The sequence below is a fragment of the Pseudomonas multiresinivorans genome, assembly GCF_012971725.1.
Lineage (GTDB): Bacteria > Pseudomonadota > Gammaproteobacteria > Pseudomonadales > Pseudomonadaceae > Pseudomonas > Pseudomonas multiresinivorans.
On record NZ_CP048833.1, the window covers coordinates 370335 to 390774 of the forward strand.

Sequence of the window (20440 nt, forward strand, 5' to 3'; positions counted from 1 at the left end):
GCGCCGTGACAGATTGCCGCTGCATTGCACTACACTGTGGTCCCTCCGCCCGCCTCCCGGACGGAGATCCTCTGAAGTGAAGGGGGCTGTCTTGACTACCTTTTCCGAGCCGCGTCCGGCGGTCCGCACCGTGCTGGTGGGGCTGATGCTGGCGATCTTCCTCGGTGCGCTCGACCAGACCATCGTCGCCGTGTCCCTGCCGGCGATCTCCGCCGGCTTCGGCGACTTCGACCTGCTGGCCTGGGTCATCTCCGGCTACATGGTGGCGATGACCATCTCCATGCCGATCTACGGCAAGCTCGGCGACCTCTACGGCCGCCGCGTGCTGATGCTCTTCGCCATCGCCCTGTTCACCTTCGCATCGCTGCTCTGCGGCGCCGCCCAGAGCATGGAGCAGTTGGTGATCGCCCGGGTCCTGCAAGGCATCGGCGCCGGCGGCATGATGTCGGTGAGCCAGGCGATCATCGGCGACATCGTCCCGCCCCGCGAACGCGGCCGCTACCAGGGCTACTTCAGCAGCATGTACGCGGTGGCGAGCATCGCCGGCCCGGTGCTGGGCGGACTGCTCACCGAATACCTGTCGTGGCGCTGGGTGTTCCTGATCAACCTGCCGGTGGGCCTGGTCGCCCTCGCGGTATCCCGCCGGACCTTGCGTGGCCTGCCCGTACCCGGCCGCAAGCCGGTCATCGACTACCTCGGCACGATGCTGATGATCGCCGGCCTGGGCAGCCTGCTGCTGGCGATCACCGAGGTCGGCCAGGGCGCGCGCTGGAACGACCCGCAGATGCTCGCGCTGTTCGCCGCCGCACTGGCACTGATCACGTTGTTCGTCGTGCAGGAACGCCGCGCGCCGGAGCCGCTGGTGCCGATGCACCTGTTCGGTATTCGCGCAGCCACCCTGAGCTGGCTGATCAGCTTCTTCGCCAGCTTCCAGGTCATCTCGCTATCAGTGCTGGTGCCGCTGCGCTTTCAGTCGGTGACCGGCGCGGGCGCCGACAGCGCCGCGCTGCACCTGCTGCCGCTGGCCATGGGCGTACCAATCGGCGCGTACTGCTGCGGCCGTCTCACGGCGATCATCGGCCGCTACAAGCCGCAGATCGTCGGCGGCGCGCTGCTGATGCCCCTGGCGATTGCCGGCCTGGCGCTGACGCCGCCGAGCGCGTACTTCCTTTCGGGGGTCTGCATGCTGCTCACCGGCATTGCCGCCGGCACGCAGTTCCCCACCAGCCTGGTGGCGGCACAGAGCGCGGTGGAGACGAAACACCTGGGCGTGGCGACCAGCAACATCACGCTGTTCCGCTCGCTGGGCGGGGCGGTGGGGATCGCGCTGATGTCGGCCCTGTTGCTGGCAATGCTGCAGCCGCTGGCGGGCGAGGCAGGTCACGGCCTGTCGGCCAGCGCCCTGCTGGCCAGCCTGAGCGGCGAAGGCCATGAAGCGCAGCGGCTGGCGCTGGATCGGGTATTCGGGCACCTGTTCCTGATCAACGCAGGCTTTGGCGCCCTGGCCCTGTTAATCGCCCTGTCGCTGCCCGACCATGCACTGCGCGGCCGGAGCAACGATTAGCGAATGGCGCGGGTCAGTCCTCGTCGTTGAGGTAGCTGACCTTGCGCAGGTCCGGCAGCAGCAGGCAGACCAGCAGCGCCACGCCGCACATGACCGAGACATAGATGTAGAACACGTCCTCCATGCCGATGCTCTTGAGTCCCAGCGCAGCGTACTCGGCGGAGCCACCGAAGATCGCGTTGCCTACCGCGTAGGACAGGCCCACACCCAGAGCGCGGATCTGCGGCGGGAACATCTCCGCCTTGATCAGGCCGCTGATCGAGGTGTAGAGGCTGACGATGGCCATCGCCAGGATGATCAGGCCGAACGCCGCGTAGGGGCTGCTGACGGTCTTCAGCGCGGCGAGGATCGGCCAGGTGCAGAGCATGCCCAGGGCGCCGAACCAGAGCATCGAGGTCTTGCGGCCGATACGGTCGGACAGCGCACCGAACAGCGGCTGCATGCACATGTAGCAGAACAGCGCGAAGGTCATCACGCCACTGGCCACCTTGGCGTCCATTCCGGCGGTGTTCACCAGGTATTTCTGCATGTAGGTGGTGAAGGTGTAGAAGATCAGCGAGCCGCCGGCCGTGAAGCCGAGCACGGTGAAGAACGCGCGCTTGTGGTGAGTGAACAGTTCGGTGAGCGTGCCCGACTCCTTGCGGTTGAGGTTGGACTCCTTGGCCGTCTCGCTCAACGAGCGACGCAGGTAGAAGGCGATCACCGCGGTGATCGCGCCGACCACGAAGGGAATTCGCCAACCCCACTCTTTCAGCTCATCGGTGGTCAGCAACTGCTGCAGGATCACCACCACCAGTACGGCCAGCAACTGGCCGCCGATCAGGGTGACGTACTGGAAGGAGGCGAAGAAGCCGCGCTGCCCCTTGAGCGCCACTTCGCTCATGTAGGTAGCGCTGGTGCCGTACTCGCCGCCAACCGACAGCCCCTGGAACAGACGCGCGATCAGCAGCAGCGCCGGCGCCGCGACGCCGATGGTGGCGTAGGTCGGCATCACCGCGATGGCCAGCGAGCCGCCGCACATCATCAGCACCGAGATCATCATCGCGGTCTTGCGGCCCTTCTTGTCGGCGATGCGGCCGAACAGCCAGCCGCCGATGGGACGCATCAGGAAGCCCGCGGCGAACACCCCGGCGGTGTTGAGCAACTGCACCGTCGGATCGTCCGACGGAAAGAAGGCATGGGCGAAGTACAGGGCGGTGAAGGCGTAGACGTAGAAGTCGAACCACTCCACCAGGTTGCCCGACGAGGCGCCGACGATGGCGAGGATGCGCGAGCGGCGTTCGTGGGCGGAATACTGCGGTGCGGCAGGTGCGTTCATGGGGATTCTCTTGTCGGTTTAACTGCATCCCGGACGTGAGGACGGAACTCCCTCGCCGCCCTTGCCAGCGAATTGCCGCCAGGCATTTTTCACTGACACAATCAGAAACAGTATAGACGCTTCCGATAGCCGGCTAACGAAATCCGCGGCCTGGACCGGCCCTTTCGGTTCGAATATCGGACACTCACGAACGCGCGTTTGTCGTTTCCGATTGACCGGCCAGTAGCCAGCTTCTATCGTTGGCCCGCTCCCCACCCTGCGGGAGACTTGTCAGGTACCCCTCGCAGGGCCGGAGCCCGACCTTGTCCACAAGACAAGGTCGATTTCCATTCCCCTCGTGTAGCGGCTCAAGCCGCCTGGCCTCGGTGCCCCGTCCACACCCCCGGACGTGCAGGCACCGGGGGAATGTTGATCGTCCCCTCCCACTCCCCTCTCGAATTCCAGCACCCCGAAACGAAAAAAGGCCCCCGAAGGGACCTTTCTCCTGGCGCCTGCGCGCTTATTCCACCGTCACGGATTTGGCCAGGTTGCGCGGCTGGTCGACGTCGGTGCCCTTGAGCACGGCGACGTAGTAGGACAGCAACTGCAGCGGCACGGTGTAGAGGATCGGCGCCAGGCAGTCGTGGATCGCCGGCATGCCCACCACGTGGGTGCCCTCGCCGTCGCTGATGCCGCTGCCGCCTTCGGCAAAGACCACCAGCTCGCCGCCGCGGGCGCGCACTTCCTGCAGGTTGGACTTGAGCTTCTCCAGCAACTCGTTGTTCGGCGCCACGGTCACCACCGGCATGTCGGCGTCCACCAGGGCCAGGGGGCCGTGCTTCAGTTCGCCGGCCGGGTAGGCCTCCGCGTGGATGTAGGAGATCTCCTTGAGCTTCAGCGCACCTTCCATCGCCACCGGGTACTGGGCGCCACGGCCGAGGAACAGGGTGTGGTGCTTCTCGGCGAACAGCTCGCTGATCTTCTCCACCACCTTGTCCATGGACAGGGCTTCTTCCAGGTGGGTCGGCAAGCGGCGCAGCTCGTTCACCAGCTCGGCCTCGACGCCGTCGCCCAGGCATTTCTGCACCTGGCCGATGCCGAGGGTCAGCAGCAACAGTGCGACCAGCTGGGTGGTGAAGGCCTTGGTGGAGGCCACACCGATTTCCGGGCCGGCGTTGGTCAGCAGGGTCATGTCCGACTCGCGCACCAGCGAGCTGGTGGCGACGTTGCAGATCGCCAGGCTGGAGAGGAAGCCCAACTCCTTGGCATAGCGCAGAGCGGCCAGGGTGTCAGCGGTTTCGCCGGACTGGGAGATGGTGACGAACAGGGAGTCCGGGTGCACCGCGACCTTGCGGTAACGGAACTCGCTGGCCACTTCGACCTGGCAGGGAATGCCGGTCAGGCTTTCCAGCCAGTAACGGGCGACCATACCGGCGTGGTAGCTGGTGCCACAGGCAACGATCTGCACAGTGCGCACCTTGCCCAGCAGCTCGCGAGCCTGCGGGCCGAAGTTGTCCACCAGCACCTGCCCGCTGCCAAGGCGACCTTCCAGGGTGCGCTGCACCACGGCCGGCTGCTCGTGGATTTCCTTGAGCATGAAGTGGCGGTAGCCGCCCTTGTCGGCCGCCTCGGCGCCCTCGTGGTAGCGCACTTCCTCGCGCTGCACCGGGTTGCCGTTGACGTCCCACAGCTGCAGGCCGTCGCGACGAATCTCGGCGATATCGCCCTCTTCCAGGTAGATGAAGCGGTCGGTCACCTGGCGCAGCGCCAGCTGGTCGGAGGCGAGGAAGTTCTCGCCGTGGCCCAGGCCCACCACCAGCGGGCTGCCGCTGCGGGCGGCAAGGATGCGGTCGGGCTGCTTGCTGCTGATCACCGCCAGGCCGTAGGCGCCGTGCAATTCCTTGACGACGGCCTTGAGCGCAACGGTCAGCTCGCCCAGCTCGCCCAACCGCAGGTGCAGCAGGTGGGCGATGACCTCGGTGTCGGTTTGCGAGGTGAATTCGTAGCCACGCGCCTTGAGCATTTCGCGCAGGGGCTCGAAGTTCTCGATGATGCCGTTGTGCACCACCGCCACTTCGCCACGGGAAAAGTGCGGGTGGGCGTTGGCCTCGGTGGGCGCGCCGTGGGTGGCCCAGCGAACGTGGGCGATCCCCAAACGACCGAGCAGCGGCTGCTCTTCGAGGGCCTGCTCAAGGCTGGAAACCTTGCCTGCGCGACGGCGACGGTCCAGCGCACCGTCAGCCTGGATCACCGCCACACCGGCGCTGTCGTAGCCACGGTATTCCAGGCGCTTGAGGCCTTCGACGAGGATCGGGGTGATATTGCGCTCGGCGATGGCGCCTACGATTCCACACATGGCTTGAGTCTCCTATCAGTCTTCGCAGCGCGCGCGAATCACTTTCACGTCGCGCGCCTGGATCAGTTCGAACGCCTCATCGCTCAGGCGTTCGTCGGTAATCAGGGTCTGGACGCTGCTCCAGGGCAGCTCCAGGTTGGGAATACGCCGGCCCAGCTTGTCGGCCTCAGCCATGACGATCACCTCGCGGGCGACCTCGGCCATGACCCGGCTCAGGCCCAGCAGTTCGTTGAAGGTCGTGGTGCCGCGCTCGATGTCCAGGCCGGTGGCGCCGATGAACAGCTGATCGAAATCGTAGGAGCGCAACACCTGTTCGGCCACCTGGCCCTGGAACGACTCCGAGTGCGGGTCCCAGGTGCCGCCGGTCATCAGCAGCACGGGCTCGCGCTCCAGCTCGCGCAGGGCGTTGGCCACGCTCAGGGAGTTGGTCATCACCACCAGGCCGGGCTTGCGGCCCAGCTCCGGGATCAGCGCAGCCGTCGTGCTGCCACTGTCGATGATGATCCGTGCATGCTCGCGGATGCAGGCGGCCGCCGCGCGGCCGATGGCCTGCTTGTAGCGCGACAGCGGCTGGCTCGGCTCGGCGATCAGCTCATGGGGCATCGGCACCGCGCCGCCGTAGCGGCGCAGCAGCAGGCCGTTGCCTTCCAGGGCGGCCAGGTCCTTGCGGATGGTCACCTCGGAGGTGGCGAAGCGGCGCGCGAGATCGTCCACGCTGACCTCGCCCTGTTCGGCGAGCAGCGCCAGGATGTCGTGGCGGCGTTGAGGCGTATTGCGTTTCGACATGAACGATTAAGTTTCGATTCGAAAGATAAGTGCGCGAATCAAAACCTATGTTGTTTCGTTCGTCAAGAATTTCCCGCTCGAACGGAAGCGACCTTCTGTAGGAGCGGACTTCGTCCGCGATGCTCACCGGCGGTGCCGGGGTTCGCGAGCAAGCTCGCTCCTACAAGAAATGCAGTGTGCTCAGTCGACTTCGAGACGGTTACGCCCGCCGCGCTTGGCACGGTACAGCGCCTGGTCGGCTCGCTCGAATACCGTTTCGGCGCGCTCGCCTTCGCGGAAGGCCGTGAGGCCCGCCGAGCAGGTGATGCTCAACCGTTCCCCCTTGAAGTGGAACGGGCAGGCTTCGATGGCGCCGCGCAGCACGTCGAGCAGCTGCTGTCCGCCCTCCAGCGGCGTGGCGGGCAGCAGCACGACGAACTCCTCGCCGCCAAAGCGGGCGATGAAGTCGGTCTTGCGCAGGCGCTTGGCCAGTTCGTTGGCGATGATCTTCAGCACCTTGTCGCCGGCGAGGTGGCCGAAGTCGTCGTTGATCCGCTTGAAATGGTCGACGTCCAGCACCGCCAGCAGCAGGTCGCCGCCGTAGCGCTGCCAGCGCGCCACTTCCAGGTCCAACCGCTCGGTGAGCGCTGCGCGGTTGGGCAGGCCGGTCAGGGCGTCAGTCATGGCTTTCTGGCGCTGGTCCTCGATGTTCGCCTGGAAGGTGCGGGCCTCCTCTTCCATGCTGGCGACACGGGTCACCAGCGACTGGATGCGCTCGCCCACTTCGCGCTCGCGGGCCTCGCGCTCCTCGCGGAAGCGGTCCATGGTGCCGACCAGGCCCTGCAGACGTGACTCGACGTGGTGCTTGAGGCCCTCCAGATCGGTCGCCTCCAGCACACTCTCCTTCAGACCACTGACCTGTTCGCGCAGGGTATCGTCCAGGTCGCGAGCGCTGGAGCTGGAGCCGCTGTGGTTCTCCTGGACGGCCTGCAGGCCGTCCAGGAAAGCCCCCAGGCGTTCGTTGAGCTGGTGCAGGTAGCCTTCGAACTCGTGCTGGCCGCTGTCGTTGAGCGAGAGTACGAGGACGCCCAGGTCATCCAGCACCGGCACCAGTTCGTACCAGTTGAGGCTGCCGTGGATCCGCGAACGCAGCGCCTCGGCCTGGACCTGCTGGGCGGCCGGCAGGTGCATCTCGTCCAGCAGGCGTAGCAGGCTCGCCTCGATATGCGGCGCCACCGCGCTGTAGCCGGGCTCCGGACGAGGCGGCAGGGCGTAGGGGTCGTTAGCCTGGCGCGCATCTTCGGGCGTGCCGAACAGGCCCGGCGGTACTGGCAGGCTGTCGAGCAGTTTGGAATCGTCGTGGCTGGCTGACTCTACTGCAGTCGGCCTGTCGATGACCTGCGCCTCGGCGACAGGCTCCGATCGCACGACCGGCGAAGGCGCGGCGGCAGGTTCCGGCGTTACCACCCGGGGAGCCATTTCGACTTGCGCCACGACGTGCTCGGCCGCCGTTGCAACGACGGCCGCCTCGGCAGGTGCAGGTGCAGGTGCAGGTGCAGGTGCAGGTGCAGGTGCAGGTGCAGGTGCAGGTGCAGCAGATTGACTTTCGCTGGGCGATGGAAGATCCACCGCCGCTTCCGTCATCGGCGTTCTTTCTGCCGGGGCGGCCGCTGTGCTGGACCCCGAATCCGGCACATCCGCCTCATCGCCGTCACGGCTGCCGAACAGCCGCTGCAGGAAACCGGGGCGCTGCTCCCCGCCACCGTTGCCAAAATGATCCAGCACCTGGCGTTGCAGTCGACTCAGTTCGCCCAGCAGCGCGGGAAGTTCGCGGGAGGAACTGCCACGGCTGGGAATGTCCTTGGACAGGCGCTTGAGCGGCTTGCGCACGTCACCCGGCATGTCCAGTGACAGCAGTTGCTGCGACAGCTGGCTGAGCGCGGCGACGTTCTGCTCGATGCGCTGCTGGCGGCGCTGCTCGGAGTCGAGCACGGCCTTTTCCAGCTGCGGGATCAGGCGCGACAGGCCGGCGTCCATGTCGTCGCGGCGCAGTACTTCGCGCAGCTCCTTCATGCAGGCGTCCACCGCCTTGTCGCTGCCTTCGGCCGCCAGGCTGCTGCGCACCAGGCCGCGACGCAGCAGATCGAGGCGAGCATCCCAACGGCGCTCGAGCTTCTCCTGCTGTTCGAGGTTATCCAGGTACTTCTGTTTCCAGCGCTGGTCGTCGTCGCGACTCATTCAGGGTCCTCGCCGCGCAAGGCGAGCGACGAGGACGAACGCAGGGCATCCGGCAGGCGGATTTCCACGGCCACGGGCAGGTGGTCGGAAATCGGGTGCGGGAGGACACTGACGCGTTCCAGCGCCAGCTCGGAACTGAGCAGGATGTGGTCCAGGCAGCGCTGCGGGCGCCAGCTGGGGAAAGTGGCCTCGACCTGCGGGGCGATGAGCTGGAGGTCGCGCAGTGGCGAGCTTTCCAGCAGGTCGGTGGCATGGGTGTTCATATCGCCCATCAGCACGTGGTGGCGGTAGTCCTGCAGCAGCTCGCGGATATAGGCGAGCTGGCGGGTGCGGGTCCGCGCGCCGAGGGCCAGGTGCATCATCACCACGGCCAGCGCGTCCTTGCCTTCGCCGAAGCGCATGAGGATCGCGCCGCGGCCGGGCGGGCCGGGCAGCGGATGGTCTTCCAGCGCAGTGGGCTGCAGGCGGCTGAGCAGGCCGTTGCTGTGCTGGGCGATGCGCCCGAGGTTGCGGTTGAGCTGCTGGTACCAGTAGGGGAAGGCACCGAGCTGAGCCAGGTGCTCGACCTGGTTGATGTTGCCGGAACGGATGCTGCCGCCGTCTGCTTCCTGCAGGGCGACTACGTCGTAGTCGGAGAGCAGTTCGCCGATGCGCTGCAGGTTGGTAGCGCGACCGGCGGCCGGCAGCAGGTGCTGCCAGCCGCGGGTCAGGTAGTGGCGGTACCTTTCGGTACTGATGCCGACCTGGATGTTGAAGCTGAGCAGGCGCAGCCGGCCGTCGTCGGGCAAGCCGGCGGAAGTCCCCTGGGCCGTATTCACCCGCGGAACACAGGCTCCCGCGACACGCTCACGAGTCCGCCGGCGCAGCATCGTCATCGGCCCTTACTGGGCGGCCTTGGCGCTGGCGCGTTCCTTGGCGATCAGCTGGTCAGCCAGCTGCAGCGCCTCGTCCGGGCCACCGGCCGAGCCGATGTCGAAGCGGTATTTGCCATTGACCACCATGGTCGGTACGCCGCTGATCTGGTAGGCCATCGCCAGCTTCTTGGCTTTCTCGATCTGGCCCTTGATGGCGAACGAGTTGTAGGTGCTGAGGAACTTGTCCTTGTCCACGCCCTGCTCGGCGACGAAGTCAGCCATTTCTTCCGGAGTGGTCAGGGCTTTCGGGTTGTTGTGCAGCTTCTCGAAGATGGCGTGGTGCACCTTCTTCTCCACACCCATGGATTCCAGGGTCAGGAACAGTTGGCCGTGGATGTTCCACAGGCCGCCGAACATGGCCGGAAGACGCACGAAGTGAACGTCGGCCGGCAGCTTCTCGACCCACGGGTTGATGGTCGGTTCGAACGCATAGCAGTGCGGGCAGCCGTACCAGAACAGCTCCACCACCTCGATCTTGCCGGGCTGGGAGACCGGGACGGCCTGGTTCAGCTCGGTGTAGTTCTTGCCCGCTTCGAAGTCGGCGGCGTTCGCGTTGACGGCGAACAGGCCGGCGAAGGCAAGAGCGGCGGTGAAAATCAGGTTACGCATGGTTCACTCCTTGGCTGAGCGGAACCGCCACGCTGCCGCGCGGCGGGATGAAGCGGTTTGACCGGAGGGGCCAGACACGGTTCCAGCATTGTAGTGGGGGCGGATGCAAAAAAGGGTGGCCGAGGCCACCCTTTTTTTCGAAGCAGTTTTTCGATCCGGCGTTGGGGCCGGACGGCTGCTTAGTGCAGGCCTTCGATGTAGCTGGAGATCGCGGCGATGTCCTTGTTGGACAGCTTGGCGGCGATGCTGCGCATGATCATGGCGTCGCCGTCGTTGGTGCGCTCGCCTTCGCGGAAGGCGGTCAGCTGCTTGGCGGTATAGGCCGCGTGCTGGCCACCCAGGTGCGGGAAGCCGGCTTCGGCGTTGCCCTGGCCAGCCGGATTGTGGCAACCGGTGCAGGCCGGCATGCCTTCGGCGAGCTTGCCGCCGCGGAACAGGGCTTCACCCTGGGCGACGAGCTTGGGATCGGCGGCGCCGACGCTGCCGTTCTGGCTGGAGAAGTAGGCGGCGATGTCGGCCAGGTCCTCGTCGCTGAGGTTGGTCAGCAGGCCGGTCATTTCCAGCACGGTACGCTTGCCGTCCTTGATGTCGTGCATCTGCTTGAGCAGGTAACGCTCACCCTGCCCGGCCAGTTTCGGGAAGTTGGGCGCCATGCTGTTGCCATCGGCACCGTGGCAGGCACCACAGACAGCAGCTTTCGCCTGACCGGCCTTGGCATCGCCAGCGGCGTGCGCCACACCGACAAGACCCAGGGTCAACAGCAGACTCACGATCAATTTGTTCATCAGCTAATCCAATAACGGCTAAGGGTGAAAGAGTAAGGCCTGAGAAGTTACTTCGACATCCACTGGATAATTGTCTGGTAATCCTCGGCGCTGCAGTCGGTGCACAGGCCGCGAGGCGGCATCGCGTTGAAACCGTTGGTCACATGTTGCACCAGCGTATCCATGCCCTTGTCCAGGCGCGGCTTCCAAGCGGTGGCGTCGCCCTTCTTCGGCGCCATTGGCAACTGACCATTGTGGCAGGCGCCACAGGCTCTGTTGAAAACGGCTTCCGGATCCTGGGCCGCCAGGGCGCTGGACGCCAGCGCGGCAACGATGGCTGCGAACAGCAGTTTCTTCATGATTATCCTCATCGCAGGGAACATCCGCGTTCTTGATTGCGCGGACTTCAACGTTCCCGTGTGGCTCGACCCTGGGGGATAAAGCGCACACAAAATCCGCGGCATTATATACTTCCGATGCCCAAACGGAAACGAAACCGCCCCCCGCGACACCGCGTCGCACCCGCTGCGAAGTTACCCATGTCCTCGAAGAACGCTACGAAAAACCCGATTCTCGGCCTCTGCCAACAGGCCACTTTCCTCATTTCCGCCGCCAAGGTGAACCAGTGCCCGGAAGACTCCGGCCTGGAAGTCGCCTTCGCCGGCCGCTCCAACGCGGGCAAGTCCAGCGCGTTGAATGCGCTGACCCACGCGAACCTGGCGCGCACCTCCAAGACCCCCGGCCGCACCCAGTTGCTGAACTTCTTCCGCCTGGATGACGAACGCCGCCTGGTCGACCTGCCCGGTTACGGCTACGCCAAGGTGCCGATTCCGCTGAAGCTGCACTGGCAGCAGCACCTGGAAGCTTATCTCTCCAGCCGCAATGCGCTAGCCGGCGTGGTGCTGATGATGGATATCCGCCATCCGCTGACCGATTTCGACCGCCTGATGCTCGACTGGGCCCAGGCCAGCCAGCTGCCGATCCACGTGCTGCTGACCAAAGCCGACAAGCTGGCCTACGGCGCGGCGAAGAACGCACTGCTCAAGACCCGCAAGGAAATCCTCGACGGCTGGGGCGATGTCGCCACCCTGCAGCTGTTCTCGGCGCCCAAGCGCCAGGGCGTGGAAGAGGCGCAACTGGTCCTGGCCGGCTGGCTGGGGCTGCTGGATGAGGAAGAAGAGGAGGCCGGCGAGGAGGCCTGAGGCCAAATCGCAGGCAAAAAAAACCCCGAGCTTCGTATGGGGAGGGGGAAGTTCGGGGTTTAAGTCCGGACCGCTAGGGCGGGGTCCAGTAATCTGCCAACACTAAACACTGCAAAGGAGCATCGAAGGGCTTCACCAGCCATTCACGAGTTCTGACTCGGCTCCTCGCGGGAAAGTTCAGCGGGTCACAAAAGATTTTTTCCGGCAGGCCCGAAAGCACTCGGACAATCCTGCCGGAAGGCCCGGCTGGCGGGCCTCCCGACCGTTCGTCCAGTCGATCAGTGGGCCTCGTCCCAGTTTGCTCCCACACCAGCTTCGACGACCAGCGGTACGTCCAGTTCCGCCGCCCCGCTCATCAATGGCCGAATGCCATCACGGACCTGATCGACCAGGTCCTCGCGCACCTCCAGTACCAGTTCGTCGTGGACCTGGAGGATGACGCGGGCATCGATGCCGCTCGCCTGCAACCAGTTATCCACAGCCACCATCGCGCGTTTCATGATGTCCGCCGCGGTGCCCTGCATCGGCGCGTTGATCGCGGTGCGTTCGGCGGCCTTGCGCATGGCGCCGTTCTTCGAGGCAATTTCCGGCAGGTACAGCCGGCGACCGAACAGGGTCTCGACGAAGCCCTGCTCGGCGGCCTGGGCGCGAGTGCGCTCCATGTAGGCCAGCACACCCGGATAGCGAGCGAAGTAGCGGTCGATGTAGGCCTGGGCTTCCTTGCGCTCGACGCCGATCTGCTTGGCCAGACCGAAGGCGCTCATGCCGTAGATCAGGCCGAAGTTGATCGCCTTGGCGCTGCGGCGCTGATCGGAGGTCACGTCATCCAGCGGCACGCCGAAGACTTCGGCAGCAGTGGCACGGTGCACATCGCGATCGTGGCGGAAGGCGTCCAGCAGGCCTTCGTCCTTGGCCAGGTGGGCCATGATGCGCAGTTCGATCTGCGAGTAGTCCGCCGCCAGCAGCTTGTAGCCCTTGGGCGCGACGAAGGCCTGGCGGATGCGCCGGCCCTCGGCGGTACGGATCGGGATGTTCTGCAGGTTCGGGTCACTGGAGGACAGCCGGCCGGTGGCCGCCACCGCCTGGTGGTAGCTGGTGTGGATGCGCCCGGTGCGCGGGTTGATCTGGTCCGGCAATTTGTCGGTGTAGGTGCTCTTGAGCTTGCTCAGGGAGCGGTACTGCATGATCACCTTGGGCAGCTCGTAATCCTGCTCGGCCAATTCCGCGAGGACGTTCTCGGCGGTGGACGGCTGGCCGGTGGCGGTCTTCGACAGCACCGGCAGGCCGAGCTTTTCATAAAGGATGGCGCCCAGCTGCTTGGGCGAACCGAGGTTGAACTCCTCGCCTGCCAGGTCGAAGGACTGGCGCTGCAACTCGACCATCTTCTCGCCCAGCTCGACGCTCTGCTTGCCCAGCAGGTTGGCATCGACCAGCGCGCCGTTGCGTTCGATACGCGCCAGCACCGGCACCAGCGGCATCTCGATCTCGGTCAGCACTTTCGCCAGCGACGGGATGGCTTCCAGCTTCTGCCACAGCGTCTGGTGCAGGCGCAGGGTGACGTCGGCGTCTTCCGCGGCGTAGGGGCCGGCCTGCTCCAGGGCGATCTGGTCGAAGGTCAGCTGCTTGGCGCCCTTGCCGGCGATGTCCTCGAAACGGATGGTGCTGTGGCCGAGGTACTTCAGCGCCAGGCTGTCCATGTCGTGGCGGGTCGCGGTGGAGTCCAGCACGTAGGATTCGAGCATGGTGTCGTAGGCGATGCCCTGCACGGCGATGGGCGTCGAGGCGTTGGCCAGGACGTTCATGTCGTACTTGGCGTGCTGGCCGACCTTGCGCTTCTTCGGGTCCTCCAGCAGCGGCTTGAGCGCCTTGAGCACAGCGTCGCGGTCCAGTTGCGCCGGCACGCCCATGTAGCTGTGCGCCAGCGGTACGTAGGCAGCTTCGCCTTCCTTGACCGCGAAGGACACACCCACGACCTGCGCCTGCTGCGGGTCGAGGCTGGTGGTCTCGGTGTCGAAGGCGATCAGGTCGGCGGCTTCCAGCTTCTTCAGCCAGGCATCGAACTGGCTCTGCTCCAGGACGATCTCGTAATGCTTCTCCGCCTCCGCAGCCGGGGCTTCTTCCAGCGCCAGCTGGGGGGTTCCGGCCTTGGCCGCCTGGCGTTGCAGGTCGTCCAGCCCGGTCTTGAATTCCAGGGTGCGGTACAGCTCGGTCAGCGCCTCGCGGTCCGGCTCGCCGGGGTGCAGGGCATCGATCTCGATGTTCAGTTCGACATCGCACTTGATGGTGGCGAGCTTGTAGGACAGGTAGGCCATGTCCTTGTGCTCTTCGAGCTTGGCCGGCAGGCCCTTGGCGCCGCGGATCGGCAGCTCGGGCACCTTGTTCAGGCTGGCGTAGAGCACATCGAGGCCGCCGCCCACGCCGGTGAGCAGGCCCAGCGCAGTCTTTTCGCCGACACCGGGCACGCCGGGAATGTTGTCGACCTTGTCGCCCATCAGCGCCAGGTAATCGATGATCAGCTCAGGACCGACACCGAATTTCTCCTTCACGCCATCCACGTCGAGCGTGCTACCGGTCATGGTGTTGACCAGCGTAATGTGCCCGTCGACCAGCTGTGCCATGTCCTTGTCACCGGTGGAGATCACCACCGCCCGGCCTCCGGCCGCGCTCTGGCGGGCCAGGGTGCCGATCACGTCGTCGGCTTCCACGCCTTCCACACAAAGCAGGGGCAGGCCAAGGGCGCGCACGGTGGCATGCAGCGGCTCCACCTGCACACGCAGGTCGTCCGGCATCGAGGGGCGATTGGCCTTGTATTCGGCGAACATCTCATCGCGGAAGGTCCCGCCCTTGGCATCGAAGACCACTGCAAACGGGCTGTCCGGGTACTGCTTGCGCAGGCTCTTGAGCATGTTCAGCACGCCCTTCACCGCTCCCGTGGGCATGCCGGTGGAAGTCATCAGCGGCGGCAGGGCATGGAAGGCGCGATACAGGTAGGACGAGCCGTCCACGAGGACGAGGGGTGCTTGGCTCATGAGGGGAATCAACCTTTTCAGAAGGGCTCGGGCTAAAATGTCCGTAGCCAATTCGACAAAGGGACAAGGTTATCATGCGTACGTTGAACCGCCTGTTGCTCGCCGCTCTACTGGGTCTTGGCGCGACTTCCGTCATGGCGGCGGACGACGCCCCCACGCCGGAACCGGATGTGACCATCCGCCAGGAGGGCGACAAGACCATCCAGGAATACCGTGTGAACGGTTTCCTCTACGCCATCAAGGTCGTGCCCAAGCACGGCAAGCCGTACTTCCTGGTGCGCCAGGACGGCAGCGACGGCAACTTCATCCGCTCGGACCAGCCCGACAAGCTGATTCCGCAGTGGCAGATCTTCAGCTGGTAAACCCTTCCCACCACGACGCTCCAGAGGATTGAGCATGTCGGTATTCACGCCTCTGGAACGTCCGGTTCTCGAAGACTTCCTCGCCCCTTACGGCCTCGGCCGCCTGCGCGACTTTCGTGGAATCGCGGAAGGATCGGAGAACAGCAACTTCTTCGTCAGCCTGGAACAGGGCGAATTCGTCCTGACCCTGGTGGAACGCGGCCCGGTGCAGGAGATGCCGTTCTTCATCGAACTGCTCGACGTGCTGCACGAAGCTGACTTGCCGGTCCCCTACGCCCTGCGCACGAAAGACGGCGAGGCGCTGCGCCAGCTCGAAGGCAAGCCGGCGTTGCTGCAGCCGCGCCTGGCCGGGCGCCACGAACGCTCACCGAACAACCATCACTGCAAGGAAGTCGGCGACCTGCTGGCGCGCCTGCACCTGGCGACCCGCGAGCGCATCATCGAACGCCCCAGCGACCGTGGTTTGAGCTGGATGCTGCACGAAGGCGAGACGATGCAATCGCACCTTTCCGGCAACGCCGCGACCCTGCTGGGTGATGCGCTGGAAGAAATTGCCCGCCTGCTTGCCGAACAACCGGCGCTGCCGCGCGCCAACCTGCACGCCGACCTGTTCCGCGACAACGTGCTGTTCGATGGCCCGCACCTGGCCGGCGTGATCGACTTCTACAACGCCAGCTCCGGCTGGATGCTCTACGACCTGGCGATCACCGTGAACGACTGGTGCTCCAACGACGACGGCTCCCTTGATGGTCCGCGCGCCCGCGCCCTGTTGGCGGCTTATGCGACCAAGCGGCCGTTTACCGCGCTGGAAGCCGAGCTGTGGCCGGAGATGCTGCGGGTGGCTTGCGTGCGATTCTGGCTGTCGCGGCTGATCGCGGCCGAGGCGTTTGCGGGGCAGGATGTGCTGATCCACGATCCGCAGGAGTTCGAGCGCCGACTGGCGCAGCGGCAAACGGTGGGGATTCATCTGCCGTTTGCGCTGTAAACGCTCCGACGGCTCTTCGTAGGAGCGAGCTTGCTCGCGAACAGGCCCCGCAGCGGAGTTGGTTCGCGAGCAAGCTCGCTCCTACAGCCATTACCCTTGCGCCTTAGCGCTGCATCACCCGCACTTGCTATGTCCGCAGTTCAAGCAGGTGGCACAGCCATCCATCTGCACCACCGCCATGGTGTTGCACTTTCCGCACAGTTGCGCGCCGGAGGGGAAGCCCTCACCCGGCTCCGCCTTGTTGGTGCCCTGGGCGGCTTCGTAGGCGGCGCGCTTTTCGGCGAGGTACAGGCGCTGCTCCTCGTCCATCTGCGCACCTTCCATCAGGCCGATGGCGACCATGTGGCGTTCGATCACCGCGCCGATCTCGGCGACAATCGACGGCATATAAATGCCGCCACGCTTCAGGTAGCCGCCACGCGGATCGAACACCGCCTTCATCTCTTCCACCAGGAAGGTGCAGTCACCGCCCTTGCGGAACACCGCGGACATGATCCGGGTGAGTGCGACGATCCACTGGAAGTGGTCCATGTTCTTCGAGTTGATGAAGATCTCGAAGGGGCGGCGCTGTTCGTAAGGAGTGTCCGGGTTGAGCACCACGTCGTTGATGGTCACGTACAGCGCGTGCTCGAACAGCGGTGACTTGATCTTGTAGGTGGCGCCGACCAGCAGCTCCGGCCGTTGCAGGGTTTCATCCATCTTCACCACGGCGGAGGCCGCGGCGGCTTCCGCGCGGGCCTTTTCCTCGGCCACGTCCACCACCTGGAAGCCTTTGATCTTCTGGTTGATCTTGACGCTCATCACTCTCTCCAGGGGTATCAGTACTTGCCGTAATAGCCTTCTTTCAGAGCATCGAAGAGGTTGGCGGCGGTATGGATCTCGCCGTCGTACTCCACTTCCTCGTTGCCCTTGAGTTCCACCACGCTGCCATCTTCCAGTTCGAAGCGGTACACCGTCTTCTCCAGGTCCGACTCCTTGACCAGCACGCCCTGGAAGGCCGCCGGGTTGAAGCGGAAGGTGGTACAGCCCTTCAGGCCCTGGCGCCAGGCGTAGAGGTAGATGTCCTTGAAGTCTTCGAACGGATAGTCGGTGGGGACGTTGGCGGTCTTGGAGATCGACGAGTCGATCCACTTCTGCGCGGCGGCCTGGATGTCCACGTGCTGCTGCGGGGTGATGTCGTCGGCGGTGATGAAGAAGTCCGGCAGGCGGTGCTTCTCCTCCTCCGCGCCCGGCACGGCGTGATGGTCCACCTGGTCGCGGTAGGCCAGCAGCTCGTAGCTGAAGACCGAGATCTTCTCCTTGGTCTTGCGGCCCGGGCGGATCACATTGCGCGAATAATGGTGCGCAAAGCTCGGCTCGATGCCATTGGAGGCATTGTTGGCCAGGCTCAGGCTGATGGTCCCGGTGGGCGCGATGGAGCTGTGGTGGGTGAAGCGCGCGCCGTGCTCGGCCAGCTCCTCGATCAGTTGCGGCGCATGCTCGGCGACGCGCTGCATGTAGCGCGAGTACTTGGCGTGCAGGACGCGCCCTGCGACCTTGTCACCAACCTTGAGGCCATCGGCCTTCATTTCCGGCCGCTTGCGCAGCATCTCGGCAGTGACTTCGTATTCCTTGACCAGCGCGGGCGCCGGGCCTTTCTCGCGGGACAGTTCCAGCGCCACTTCCCAGCCGACCAGGGCCATCTCGCGCGCCACTTCTTCGGTGAACACACAGGCTTCCGGGCTACCGTAGCGCAGCTTGAGCAGGGTCAGCGCCGAGCCCAGGCCGAGGAAGCCCATGCCGTGGCGACGCTTGCCGAGGATTTCCGCACGCTGCTGTTCCAGCGGCAGGCCGTTGATCTCCACCACGTTGTCGAGCATGCGGGTGAATACGCGGACCACTTCGCGGTAGCGCTCCCAGTCGAAGCGCGCGTTGCCGCCGAAGGCATCGACTACGAAGGTGGTCAGGTTCACCGAGCCCAGCAGGCAGGAGCCGTAGGGCGGCAGCGGCTGCTCGCCGCACGGGTTGGTGGCGCGGATCGCCTCGCACCACCAGTTGTTGTTCATCTCGTTGACCCGGTCGATGAGGATGAAGCCGGGCTCGGCGTAGTCGTAGGTGGACACCATGATCATGTCCCACAGGTGCCGCGCCTTGACCCGCCCGTAGACCTTGCACGCCACGCGGCCGTCGTCGCCAACCAGGTAGTTGTCGTGCACCGGCCAGTCGCGCCAGACGACTTCGTCCGGGTCCTTGAGGTCGACCTCGTCGCGCTCCTTCTCGTGGATCGGGAAGATCAGCGGCCAGTCCTCGTCGTTCTCCACCGCCGCCATGAAGCCGTCGGTGATCAGCAGGCTGAGGTTGAACTGGCGCAAGCGGCCGTCTTCGCGCTTGGCGCGGATGAACTCGCGCACATCCGGATGGCTGACGTCGAAGGTGCCCATCTGCGCGCCGCGCCGCCCCCCGGCGGAGCTGACGGTGAAGCACATCTTGTCGTAGATATCCATGAACGACAGCGGCCCGCTGGTGTGCGCGCCGGCACCGGAAACGTAGGCGCCACGCGGCCGCAGGGTGCTGAATTCGTAGCCGATGCCGCAGCCGGCCTTCAGCGTCAGCCCGGCCTCGTGGACCTTCTCCAGGATGTCGTCCATGGAATCGCGGATGATCCCGGAGACGGTGCAGTTGATGGTCGAGGTGGCCGGTTTGTGCCCCTGTGCGCCGGCGTTGGAGATGATCCGCCCGGCCGGGATCGCGCCATTGCGCAAGGCCCAGAGGAAACGCTCGTACCAGTGCTCGCGCAGGGCCTTGTTCGCCTCGACGTCGGCCAGGGCGCGGGCAACGCGCTGCCAGGTCTCGTCGACGCTGCCGTCGATGGGTTTGCCGCTCTTGTGCTTGAGGCGGTACTTGCTGTCCCAGATGTCCTGCGAGGCAGGTTGCAGGGCGAGAACTCCTTGGTCGGCGCCACGGGGGCGCGCATCGGTCTTGGCCATCCGAGAAATAACCTCCTGTCGGTTGGGTGGCAGGCGCAAAGGAGCGCGAGTAGACCCAATATGTAGACACAGAAGACTGATCGGCATCAATATCTTGTGCCTGGATCGCACCATTACACACGATAGACGGTTGATCGGAAGACGCTGAAAAAGATGCACGAATGCGACGATTGGCGGGGCGTGGGCCGCCCATCGGGAGGGAAATCTCAGGCAGGAATGGTGCGACGATCAGGCGCGGCAATGGACTTTCGTAGGAGGGGACTTCGTCCCCGATGTTGTCCGGCGCGAGGCGAACCTATCGCGGACGAAGTCCGCTCCTACGCTCAGGTCGGGTTCAGGGGCGCATAAAGCGGAACGCTTTATCCGCCGATAACGCCCGAGGCGTTATTCGCCCTACGATCAGGGAAGCCACGGCAGTAGCCCGAATCAAAGCTTCTCCAGGCACCCCGCAAACTCATCCGCCAAGTTGCCCAGCAGATTTTCGTAACCCTGGGCATCCACCTTCACACCCACGCCCAGGTCGTCCAGCTCGGCCAGCCGCACCGGCAGGCCCTGGCTCAGGGTATCGGCCAGGCGCGGGCGGATTGGCGGTTCGCTGAAGATGCAGGACGGGCCGGCCTTCTGCAGTTGCGTGCGCATGGCGGCGACGTGGCGGGCGCCCGGCTGGACGTCGGCGGAAACCGCGAACACCCCGGCGTGCCGCAGGCCGTAGGCCTCCTCGAAGTAGTCGAAGGCCTCGTGGAAGACGAAGAACGGCTTGCCCTTGAGCGGATCGATGCGCTGCTTCAGGCGCGTATTCAGCGTCTCCATGCGCTCGTCGAAGGCCTTCAGGTTGGCCTGGTAGCGGCTGGCATTGGTCGGGTCGGCGATGGCGAGGTCCTCGGCCATGCGCGCGGCGATCACCTGGGCGTTGGCCGGCAGCAGCCACAGGTGGGCGTCGATCATGCCGGGACGGTGGTCGTGATCATGGCCAAGGTCGTCATGATCGTGATCGTCATGGTCCGGATGATTCGACTCGCTGAAGTCGGCGAACTTGCGCAGGTGCATGCCGGCCTGGTCCTGCAGCGCCACGCTCGGGCCCTTGCGGCTGTCCAGCACCTTGGGCAGGAAGTTCTCCAGGTCCGGGCCGACCCAGTAGAACAGCTGCGCGTCGCGCACACGGCGGATGTCCGAGGGGCGCAGCGAATAGCTGTGCGGCGAGGCGCCCGGCGGCAGCAGCACGTCCGGCGTCCCTTCGCCGTCCTGGATGGCGGCGGCAATCAGTTGCAGCGGCTTGATGCTGGTCAGCACGCTGACCTCGGCACGCACGGGGAGGCTGAGCAGCAGCGCGCAGGCGGCGGTCAGCAGGGCGACGGGACGGAAGGACACGGCGGCACTCACACAGGGGAG

16 protein-coding genes are annotated in these 20440 nt (G+C 65.2%); 4 read left to right on the plus strand and 12 right to left on the minus strand.

Annotation, left to right across the window (positions count from 1 at the left end):
- Positions 1-145 precede the first annotated feature (145 nt).
- The gene (locus tag G4G71_RS01755; RefSeq protein ID WP_420826001.1) at positions 146-1564 is read left to right on the plus strand and encodes an MDR family MFS transporter; all 1419 of its coding nucleotides are present in this window, start codon (positions 146-148) and stop codon (positions 1562-1564) included.
- A gap of 13 nt (positions 1565-1577) precedes the next feature.
- Here the strand turns inward: G4G71_RS01755 and G4G71_RS01760 are convergent, their stop codons facing one another.
- The 8 genes from G4G71_RS01760 to G4G71_RS01795 form a co-directional block, all read right to left on the minus strand.
- On the minus strand, positions 1578-2882 hold the full coding sequence (locus tag G4G71_RS01760) for an MFS family transporter (RefSeq protein ID WP_169935168.1): 1305 nt from the start codon (positions 2880-2882) through the stop codon (positions 1578-1580).
- A gap of 499 nt (positions 2883-3381) precedes the next feature.
- Positions 3382-5217 carry a glutamine--fructose-6-phosphate transaminase (isomerizing) gene (glmS, locus tag G4G71_RS01765; RefSeq protein ID WP_169935169.1) on the minus strand — a complete coding sequence of 612 codons (1836 nt, stop codon included), beginning with the start codon at positions 5215-5217 and terminating at the stop codon, positions 3382-3384.
- Between the two features lie 15 nt (positions 5218-5232).
- Positions 5233-6003 (minus strand): DeoR/GlpR family DNA-binding transcription regulator, encoded by a 771-nt coding sequence (locus G4G71_RS01770; RefSeq protein WP_169935170.1) that lies wholly within the window; start codon positions 6001-6003, stop codon positions 5233-5235.
- A gap of 180 nt (positions 6004-6183) precedes the next feature.
- Positions 6184-8220, minus strand: a complete 2037-nt coding sequence (locus tag G4G71_RS01775) for a GGDEF domain-containing protein (protein ID WP_169935171.1) — start codon at positions 8218-8220, stop codon at positions 6184-6186.
- On the minus strand, positions 8217-9089 hold the full coding sequence (locus G4G71_RS01780) for an endonuclease/exonuclease/phosphatase family protein (RefSeq protein ID WP_065348224.1): 873 nt from the start codon (positions 9087-9089) through the stop codon (positions 8217-8219). Before G4G71_RS01780 ends, G4G71_RS01775 begins: the two co-directional genes overlap by 4 nt.
- 12 nt (positions 9090-9101) lie before the next feature.
- Positions 9102-9743: a thiol:disulfide interchange protein DsbA/DsbL gene (locus G4G71_RS01785; RefSeq protein WP_169935172.1), complete on the minus strand. Its 642-nt coding sequence runs from the start codon at positions 9741-9743 to the stop codon at positions 9102-9104.
- A gap of 179 nt (positions 9744-9922) precedes the next feature.
- The gene (locus G4G71_RS01790; RefSeq protein ID WP_024766807.1) at positions 9923-10528 is read right to left on the minus strand and encodes a c-type cytochrome; all 606 of its coding nucleotides are present in this window, start codon (positions 10526-10528) and stop codon (positions 9923-9925) included.
- 47 nt (positions 10529-10575) lie between these two features.
- On the minus strand, positions 10576-10866 hold the full coding sequence (locus tag G4G71_RS01795) for a c-type cytochrome (protein ID WP_024766806.1): 291 nt from the start codon (positions 10864-10866) through the stop codon (positions 10576-10578).
- A gap of 180 nt (positions 10867-11046) precedes the next feature.
- Between G4G71_RS01795 and yihA the strand changes: the two genes are divergently transcribed.
- A complete protein-coding gene (gene yihA / locus G4G71_RS01800; protein WP_169935173.1) occupies positions 11047-11709 on the plus strand; it encodes a ribosome biogenesis GTP-binding protein YihA/YsxC in 663 nt (220 codons plus the stop codon).
- A gap of 278 nt (positions 11710-11987) precedes the next feature.
- On the opposite strand, the gene polA is transcribed toward yihA, so the two are convergent.
- Positions 11988-14738 carry a DNA polymerase I gene (gene polA / locus G4G71_RS01805; RefSeq protein WP_169935174.1) on the minus strand — a complete coding sequence of 917 codons (2751 nt, stop codon included), beginning with the start codon at positions 14736-14738 and terminating at the stop codon, positions 11988-11990.
- A gap of 74 nt (positions 14739-14812) precedes the next feature.
- Here polA and G4G71_RS01810 point away from each other — a divergent pair, with 74 nt between their 5' ends.
- Both G4G71_RS01810 and G4G71_RS01815 read left to right on the plus strand, forming a co-directional pair.
- Entirely contained in the window at positions 14813-15100 is a 288-nt protein-coding gene (locus tag G4G71_RS01810) for a DUF2782 domain-containing protein (protein WP_024766803.1), read from the plus strand.
- Between the two features lie 34 nt (positions 15101-15134).
- Positions 15135-16085 carry a homoserine kinase gene (locus G4G71_RS01815; RefSeq protein WP_169935175.1) on the plus strand — a complete coding sequence of 317 codons (951 nt, stop codon included), beginning with the start codon at positions 15135-15137 and terminating at the stop codon, positions 16083-16085.
- Positions 16086-16199: 114 nt separating this feature from the next.
- Here the strand turns inward: G4G71_RS01815 and G4G71_RS01820 are convergent, their stop codons facing one another.
- The 3 genes from G4G71_RS01820 to znuA all read right to left on the minus strand — a co-directional run bounded on the left by G4G71_RS01820 (position 16200) and on the right by znuA (position 20419).
- On the minus strand, positions 16200-16889 hold the full coding sequence (locus tag G4G71_RS01820; protein ID WP_169935176.1) for a TSCPD domain-containing protein: 690 nt from the start codon (positions 16887-16889) through the stop codon (positions 16200-16202).
- 14 nt (positions 16890-16903) lie between these two features.
- Entirely contained in the window at positions 16904-19051 is a 2148-nt protein-coding gene (locus G4G71_RS01825; protein WP_401036333.1) for an adenosylcobalamin-dependent ribonucleoside-diphosphate reductase, read from the minus strand.
- A 426-nt stretch (positions 19052-19477) separates the two neighbouring features.
- The gene (gene znuA / locus G4G71_RS01830) at positions 19478-20419 is read right to left on the minus strand and encodes a zinc ABC transporter substrate-binding protein ZnuA (RefSeq protein ID WP_169935178.1); all 942 of its coding nucleotides are present in this window, start codon (positions 20417-20419) and stop codon (positions 19478-19480) included.
- Positions 20420-20440: the final 21 nt, after the last annotated feature.

Excerpts from the sequence above, each read along its gene's own strand:
- G4G71_RS01755 (WP_420826001.1), top strand. The coding sequence starts at position 146 with ATGCTGGCGATCTTCCTCGGTGCGCTCGACCAGACCATCGTCGCCGTG.
- G4G71_RS01760 (WP_169935168.1), bottom strand. The coding sequence starts at position 2,882 with ATGAACGCACCTGCCGCACCGCAGTATTCCGCCCACGAACGCCGCTCG.
- glmS (WP_169935169.1), bottom strand. The coding sequence starts at position 5,217 with ATGTGTGGAATCGTAGGCGCCATCGCCGAGCGCAATATCACCCCGATC.
- G4G71_RS01770 (WP_169935170.1), bottom strand. The coding sequence starts at position 6,003 with ATGTCGAAACGCAATACGCCTCAACGCCGCCACGACATCCTGGCGCTG.
- G4G71_RS01775 (WP_169935171.1), bottom strand. The coding sequence starts at position 8,220 with ATGAGTCGCGACGACGACCAGCGCTGGAAACAGAAGTACCTGGATAAC.
- G4G71_RS01780 (WP_065348224.1), bottom strand. The coding sequence starts at position 9,089 with ATGCTGCGCCGGCGGACTCGTGAGCGTGTCGCGGGAGCCTGTGTTCCG.
- G4G71_RS01785 (WP_169935172.1), bottom strand. The coding sequence starts at position 9,743 with ATGCGTAACCTGATTTTCACCGCCGCTCTTGCCTTCGCCGGCCTGTTC.
- G4G71_RS01790 (WP_024766807.1), bottom strand. The coding sequence starts at position 10,528 with ATGAACAAATTGATCGTGAGTCTGCTGTTGACCCTGGGTCTTGTCGGT.
- G4G71_RS01795 (WP_024766806.1), bottom strand. The coding sequence starts at position 10,866 with ATGAAGAAACTGCTGTTCGCAGCCATCGTTGCCGCGCTGGCGTCCAGC.
- yihA (WP_169935173.1), top strand. The coding sequence starts at position 11,047 with ATGTCCTCGAAGAACGCTACGAAAAACCCGATTCTCGGCCTCTGCCAA.
- polA (WP_169935174.1), bottom strand. The coding sequence starts at position 14,738 with ATGAGCCAAGCACCCCTCGTCCTCGTGGACGGCTCGTCCTACCTGTAT.
- G4G71_RS01810 (WP_024766803.1), top strand. The coding sequence starts at position 14,813 with ATGCGTACGTTGAACCGCCTGTTGCTCGCCGCTCTACTGGGTCTTGGC.
- G4G71_RS01815 (WP_169935175.1), top strand. The coding sequence starts at position 15,135 with ATGTCGGTATTCACGCCTCTGGAACGTCCGGTTCTCGAAGACTTCCTC.
- G4G71_RS01825 (WP_401036333.1), bottom strand. The coding sequence starts at position 19,051 with ATGGCCAAGACCGATGCGCGCCCCCGTGGCGCCGACCAAGGAGTTCTC.